The following is a 5,684-nucleotide window of genomic DNA, read 5'->3' as shown; positions in this document are numbered from 1 at the left end:
TCTGGCCAGCACCACCCTCCCCCACCACCATCCGTCACAGCAGCGACCGCATCGAAGCCAGCCTGCATACCGCTCCACCACCGCCAGACACGCAGCCTCAGCCCAACCCTCCACCGCAGGAACCAACCTTCAAACCAGCTCCATTCCCCCAGGACTGAGTGAGTGCTTGGCGACCTCGAAGGGCCAGGTCACAGGCCGCCCCAGGGGTGACGAAAGTCCTGTACATCGCACGCTGCGGCGTGATCCGATGGTCGACGAGCACCATGAGCATCAGCGGTCGGGAGACGCGATGCACCCACCCCGTTCCGCCGAGCGGTACCAGCCTGGGCGAAGGAGCAGGCGCTGCCAAGGCCGATGGTGACCGCTTCCGGCTGGCAGTCGAAGCCGTCGACACGGGAAAATGGTCGGTACTGTCGGCTTTCACGAGGCCGACCCACGTGCAGGCCAACCCGTACGCCCTGGTGCCGCGACTCATCGACGAGTGGCGTTCGACCCTGGCCGGGGAAGCGGACCACCGGTTGGTTCGGTCGCAGGCGTAGGGCGGGGTTGGCGGACTTGCTTGACCAGGATGGTCTCCACCGTGGGGGGCTTGCCCCAGGGGACGCCCGGTCCTTGGGGCACAGCGGGGGGCAGGCCCGGCGGCTGCGTGCTGTCCGTGAACGCGGTTCTGTAGCGCCGGGGATTGCGGATCGGTAGTCCGGCGCGTGTGTATCCCGCCGGCGGGAGAGGCGGCTGTGGGCGGAGCCAGGCGCGTGTGAGTCGGGCGCGTTTGCGGGTCTGCGGCCCGTGCATACGCAGGTAGTCGAAGTCCCCAGGGGTCACGGCGAGCTTCAATGTCGCGTTGCCCGCGGCTGGTGTGTCCGGCGTGCTGTGTGCGGTGGTGGGAGCTTCCTGGATGCGGATGACGACGGCTGCGGGGGTTCGGGCCGTGTGCGCTGGGGGTGTCGTTTCGTCCGGCATGAGGTGCCTGCGGGAGGTGCGGGTGGGTGGCGGGGCCGTGCCCTTCTCGGCGATGCGGTCCCAGGCCATTTCCCAGCGCTGCACTTTGCGCCGGGACTGGCCCATGGTTTCCATGAAGGCGGTGACGTGTTCCCGGGAGGGGAGGGCTTCGCCTCGCAGGATGGCGCTCAGGCTGCTCTTGGGCAGGCGGTGATGCCGGCCGTTCGGGGTCCTGCCCGCCTTGTGCTGCAAGGCGCTGAGGGACGGCTGTCCTTCCTTGGCGCGCAGCTGGATCATGGCGCGCCGTAACTGGCCGAAGCTTTCGATGAGTTGTGGGTGGGTCAGGGCGGAGTCGACGGTGGCGGCCAGGTCCTGGAAGTCCTGCGGAGTTCCTCCGCGGCGGCGGCGGTTCTCTTCGGCCCAGCGGGCGGCCTTCCACAGGCGCAGTGCCTCGGCGGTGCCGGCTTCGGCGTCGCATGCGCGCGTGTATGCCTCGACGAGGCGCCACGAGGGAACGGTGTGTCCGTTGGCGGCGCGTGAGAGCACCGACGCGGTGAATCGGTAGTCGATCGTCTTCGCCATCGTCGCGTAGCTGATGCCCTTGCGCTGGCGCTGTGCCCGGAGCCACAGCGCCAGCGCCTCTAACTGGCGTGTTCCAGCGGCGACGGCATTCTCGCGCCGTCCCATGGGCAAGCGGTCAGATGCCTTCGGCGGCCGTCGCCTGCCCTACCCGCATGCCCTTCACCGCGCGGACGGCGACCACCAGGACGCCCGCGATGAACTCTCCGACGCCGAAGATCGGCATACCGAGGAGGGCGAGGCTGGCGGCCACCAGTACGACGACGAGGACGACGAGGACTTCACCGGTGGTCAGAGCACCGTTGGACCGATCCCCGCCACGCGGCGGCATGATCTTGAAACGCATGATGGTTCTACTCCCTGATGTTGGCGTATCAGCACCCCATTGCGGGGCGCGATGATGTGGCTGCACAGTTGAAGCCGGCGGAGGCTTCCAGACCTGACCGCCGACCGAGGAGATCCTCTCACCGGTAATGCGACCATCACAACGAGTCGCCCCTGAGAGCACGGCAGTTGATACGCACACGTCCGAGCGGCCGTGGCGTGGTGAAGGCGAACGGGTGGTCGAGCATCAGCGTCCGCACAGCGAGGGTGCAGGTCAGCGGAACTAAACCCGCCCGTTGATTCAATTCCGTCCATGGGACCGTTGCCGAGCAAGCGTCGGCAGTGACACTCTCCTAGTAACGCTGATTCCCGGGCACACCGGGAACATCCCTGGCGTCGTGGCTGCACCATGAAACAGGGACCGGGCACCACCGCGTTCCAGCGCGGCGCCCTCGAGGGTGGCGCATCCCCACCGGATGCGACCACCCTCCGCCCCATCCCACGAGCACGTCCTCGAGAGACCGGCACCCAAAGTGGCATGCGCCCAGGCCCGTAGCAGCCACGGTTCTCACTGACAGCCACGACCAGCGTGGCGGCACAGGTTCTGGCAGGAGAGTCTGCCCTGAACGGCCTCGAGGACCGCCACGTACTGGCACTGTCCGCAAGCGCGGCACACGAGCCCGATGTGAACCCGAACTCGACGTACCTGCGTCATCCGCCAGCGAGGGCGAATCCAGCGATGTGCAGCTGGCTACATGCCCTCAACGAGGCAGCTGATCGAGCAGCACCAGCGCACCGTACGACAAGGCGGCTACCAGGTGAGGGCCTTCCTCAGCTTTGCGGCATCCGGGCCCGCGTCCTTCGCGGGCACCGTCCAACGGTAGGCGGCACCGTCCCCGTCGATGTAGATCAAGGTCCCGCCCTGCTGGGCCTTCGACAGATCGAAGGAAACGGCCCGCCACTCGAACGTGCCGGGCTGAATGGCGCCCCCGCCGCCGTAGCCATCAGGGGTGACAGTCGCGGTGTTCCCGCTCAGCGTGTCCACGGCCTCGCCGTCAGACGCCACCCACTTCCACCCGCCACCCTCAATGGGGGCGCTCTCTGCAGCAGCGACCGCCTTCGTCGACTTCGCCTTGTACGCGACCACCCCAAACACATCCCGCGCAGGCTCCTGCCCGGTGCCCTTGGTGACGTAGACGACGCTCGTCGGCGTGACCTCGAGAACCCCGCCGCCGGGACCGCTGACGGGGCTGGGGGAGCCGATCGTCTCCGCCGCCTTGCCAAGAGGCCGGTCCTGGCTCGTGTCGACGGACTGCTCTCCCTGCGGGGGCGCCCCCTGGCAGTGCTTGACCCAGTCGGCCTGGCTCAGACTTGTGTCGCTGCAGTCGACCTTCTTGCTGACGGCCGGCTTGTCGGAGGCCGCCTTGCCCGAGGACTTGTCAGTGCCGCCGCACGCAGCGAGCGGCAGGCAAGCGGCGAGGAGGAATGCAGCAATGTGCCGAATATGCATGATGGCCCCCAAAGCGCGTTGAGGAGGCGACGGTAGCGGAACATGGGGCATGACGGGCGGGGATACCGGATCCCGACATTCAGGAGGCCCGCCCACGACTGTGGGCGATCACCCCTTGAGGCACGCTTTCGCCGCACATCGTGCACGGAACCCGCCCGAACGGGATGATGCAAGCTTCAACGGCACGTCCGTGGGGGGACCATGCGCACCAGAACACTCGCCGCCACCCTGTTCCTGCTGGCCGGCCTGACCGGATGCGGCAGCAACGGAGGGGACGATGCCAAACCCGCTGCCAAGCCAACGCCGACGGTCAACCCGGATCAGCAGTTCATCACAGCGGTCCGAGCCCGAGCGTTCGAGAGCTGGAACGACAAGGGGCCGACGGATGAGGAGTTGGCGCCCTACCCCGCTCAGTGGTGCGCCGAGCTGCAGGCAGGCCACAGTGTCGACTACCTGCTCAGCCTGCAGGGGGCGAACCTGTATCCGATCGGCATGGGCTGGGGGACGGCGAAGCCGGACGCGCAAGAGCTGGTCGTCCTGGGGGTGGAGTCCCACTGCCCCGCTCTGCGGGCCCAGGTAACGCAAGAACTCCGCGACTCCGGCGGGTACTGAGACTTCCAGTCCACCCGACGAGGCGCGCCTCCCGAACCCGACCGCTGACGATCTACAAGGAGCACGCGTGTCCAGCGCCATCCAGCCCGCACAGCCCGGCGACCCGCACCACATAGGCCCCTACCGGGTGATCGGGCGGCTAGGGACGGGTGGCATGGGAACGGTCTACGCTGCGCTCGCCCCTGCGGGGCTGCGGCTGGCGGTGAAGGTCGTCCATCCAGTGCAGGCTGGGGACGAGGAGTTCCGGGCCCGTTTCCGGCGTGAAGTCGCGTTGTCGCGGCGGGTGTCGGGGCCGTGTCTGGTCCCGTTGCACGATGCCGACATCGAGAGTGCCGCGCCGTGGCTGGCCACGCCTTTCGTGCCCGGGCCCACGCTGGACCGGTACCTGGCCGCCCACGGCCCCGCTGGGCGGGGCGCGGTTGTATGCGCTGGGGGCCGGGACTGCTGCGGCGCTCGCTGCGGTGCACGGGGCGGGGGTCGTTCACCGGGATGTGAAGCCGCAGAACGTCATTCTCGCGCCGGGCGGTCCTCGCGTGGTGGATTTCGGTATCGCCCACGTGCTGGACGGCACGTCGGTGACGCGGACGGGCGTAATGACCGGCACCCCGGGGTGGATCAGTCCTGAGCACTACCGAAGCGGTGCTGTAGGGCCCGAGGGCGACGTCTTCGCTTGGGGCGCCCTCGTCGCCTATGCCGCGACCGGCCGCCTGCCGTTCGGCTCCGGGGCGCCGGATGCGGTCGCCTTCCGGATCATGTCCGGCGCCCCGGACCTGGACGGCGTGCCCGACGATCTCCTGCCGTGGGTGGGGAAAGCGCTCGCCAAGGATCCCGGCGACCGGCCGGCAGCCGCCGAACTGGGCGACGCGTGTACGGCGTTGCTGGCCGCCCAGGCCACGACCGCCCTATCCAGGCAGAAGGGCGGCGATGAGCCGACTCTGGTCGCCGACCTCGTAGGGATCCACTGGGACCTGCCATACACAGACGACCCCGCCTGGCGCACCCCTCCCCCACACCGTTCGCGCGTCAAGCTCTACGGCGCCGTCGTCGCCGCAGCTCTCGTGGTCGGAGGCCTCGGCGGCGCCGCCCTGGCCGCCACGTACGAGACCGACTCCGCGCAGAATCAGGACGCGGCAGCGCCGAGCAGCCAGCCGAGGCCCCCGTCGAGCCAGAAGACCATCACGACCGACGCGACAGACAGCGAGAACGAGCAGAGTGCGAAGCCGACGGCCAGCACGACCGTGGCCGCGCCGGCCCGCCAGGTGGCACCGTCCCCCGCCTACACCCGCAGCGACAACACCCAACCGACCATCGACGAATGGGCCCAAGCACGCGTCCCCGCTACCCCAGCAGAGAAAGCGGCCGCCCAGCAGTTTCTCCGCGACGCAGCCGACCGGCGTGCTCCAAGGCAGCGCCTATGAGGTCGACAGCCTGACTGTCACCTTCAACCCGCACGCGCAGACCATGTTCGTCACCTTCGGCCCCGGCACCTACCCGGAAGGCCAGGACTACCAGGACGACCCCGACTGGACCGACAACCGGCGCTCGCTCATGTTCGGCAGCTGCAGCCAGGCGCAGCAGACCTTCCATGACGACATCACCTGGCTATACGGACGCGCAGCTGTCGTCTACCGCGAATCCATGGCCAGCCCCGTCATCGCCGACTTCCGCGACGTCACCCACACCGACTCCTGCCGCGTCTAAGAAGTCATCTCATTTGGCT

At 68.5% G+C, this 5,684-nt stretch carries 6 protein-coding genes; 3 read left to right on the top strand and 3 right to left on the bottom strand.

What is annotated here, in order from left to right; genetic code table 11:
* Positions 1–471: 471 nt before the first annotated feature.
* The 3 genes from J7E87_RS32115 to J7E87_RS32105 form a co-directional block, all read right to left on the bottom strand.
* Positions 472–1,626, bottom strand: a complete 1,155-nt coding sequence (locus J7E87_RS32115) for a helix-turn-helix transcriptional regulator (protein WP_215098146.1) — start codon at positions 1,624–1,626, stop codon at positions 472–474.
* 10 nt (positions 1,627–1,636) lie between these two features.
* Entirely contained in the window at positions 1,637–1,864 is a 228-nt protein-coding gene (locus J7E87_RS32110; RefSeq protein WP_215098145.1) for a hypothetical protein, read from the bottom strand.
* A 789-nt stretch (positions 1,865–2,653) separates the two neighbouring features.
* Positions 2,654–3,352 carry a hypothetical protein gene (locus J7E87_RS32105; RefSeq protein ID WP_215098144.1) on the bottom strand — a complete coding sequence of 233 codons (699 nt, stop codon included), beginning with the start codon at positions 3,350–3,352 and terminating at the stop codon, positions 2,654–2,656.
* A 201-nt stretch (positions 3,353–3,553) separates the two neighbouring features.
* On the opposite strand from J7E87_RS32105, the gene J7E87_RS32100 reads away from it, so the two are divergent.
* The 3 genes from J7E87_RS32100 to J7E87_RS32090 all read left to right on the top strand — a co-directional run bounded on the left by J7E87_RS32100 (position 3,554) and on the right by J7E87_RS32090 (position 5,665).
* Positions 3,554–3,964 (top strand): hypothetical protein, encoded by a 411-nt coding sequence (locus J7E87_RS32100; RefSeq protein WP_215098143.1) that lies wholly within the window; start codon positions 3,554–3,556, stop codon positions 3,962–3,964.
* A 314-nt stretch (positions 3,965–4,278) separates the two neighbouring features.
* Complete coding sequence (locus J7E87_RS32095; RefSeq protein ID WP_251018323.1) at positions 4,279–5,382, top strand: protein kinase; 1,104 nt, start codon at positions 4,279–4,281, stop codon at positions 5,380–5,382.
* Positions 5,360–5,665, top strand: coding sequence for a hypothetical protein (locus J7E87_RS32090; protein ID WP_215098142.1), 306 nt, complete (start codon positions 5,360–5,362; stop codon positions 5,663–5,665). Before J7E87_RS32095 ends, J7E87_RS32090 begins: the two co-directional genes overlap by 23 nt.
* The last annotated feature ends 19 nt before the right edge of the window (positions 5,666–5,684 follow it).

This window comes from Streptomyces sp. ISL-1 (genome assembly GCF_018614585.1).
GTDB classification, from domain to species: domain Bacteria; phylum Actinomycetota; class Actinomycetes; order Streptomycetales; family Streptomycetaceae; genus Streptomyces; species Streptomyces maoxianensis.
This window is presented reverse-complemented; position numbering and strand designations above follow the sequence as displayed.

Bases quoted from the DNA above. Each gene is read 5' to 3' on its own strand.
- J7E87_RS32115 (WP_215098146.1), bottom strand. From the start codon at position 1,626: ATGGGACGGCGCGAGAATGCCGTCGCCGCTGGAACACGCCAGTTAGAG.
- J7E87_RS32110 (WP_215098145.1), bottom strand. From the start codon at position 1,864: ATGCGTTTCAAGATCATGCCGCCGCGTGGCGGGGATCGGTCCAACGGT.
- J7E87_RS32105 (WP_215098144.1), bottom strand. From the start codon at position 3,352: ATGCATATTCGGCACATTGCTGCATTCCTCCTCGCCGCTTGCCTGCCG.
- J7E87_RS32100 (WP_215098143.1), top strand. From the start codon at position 3,554: ATGCGCACCAGAACACTCGCCGCCACCCTGTTCCTGCTGGCCGGCCTG.
- J7E87_RS32095 (WP_251018323.1), top strand. From the start codon at position 4,279: ATGCCGACATCGAGAGTGCCGCGCCGTGGCTGGCCACGCCTTTCGTGC.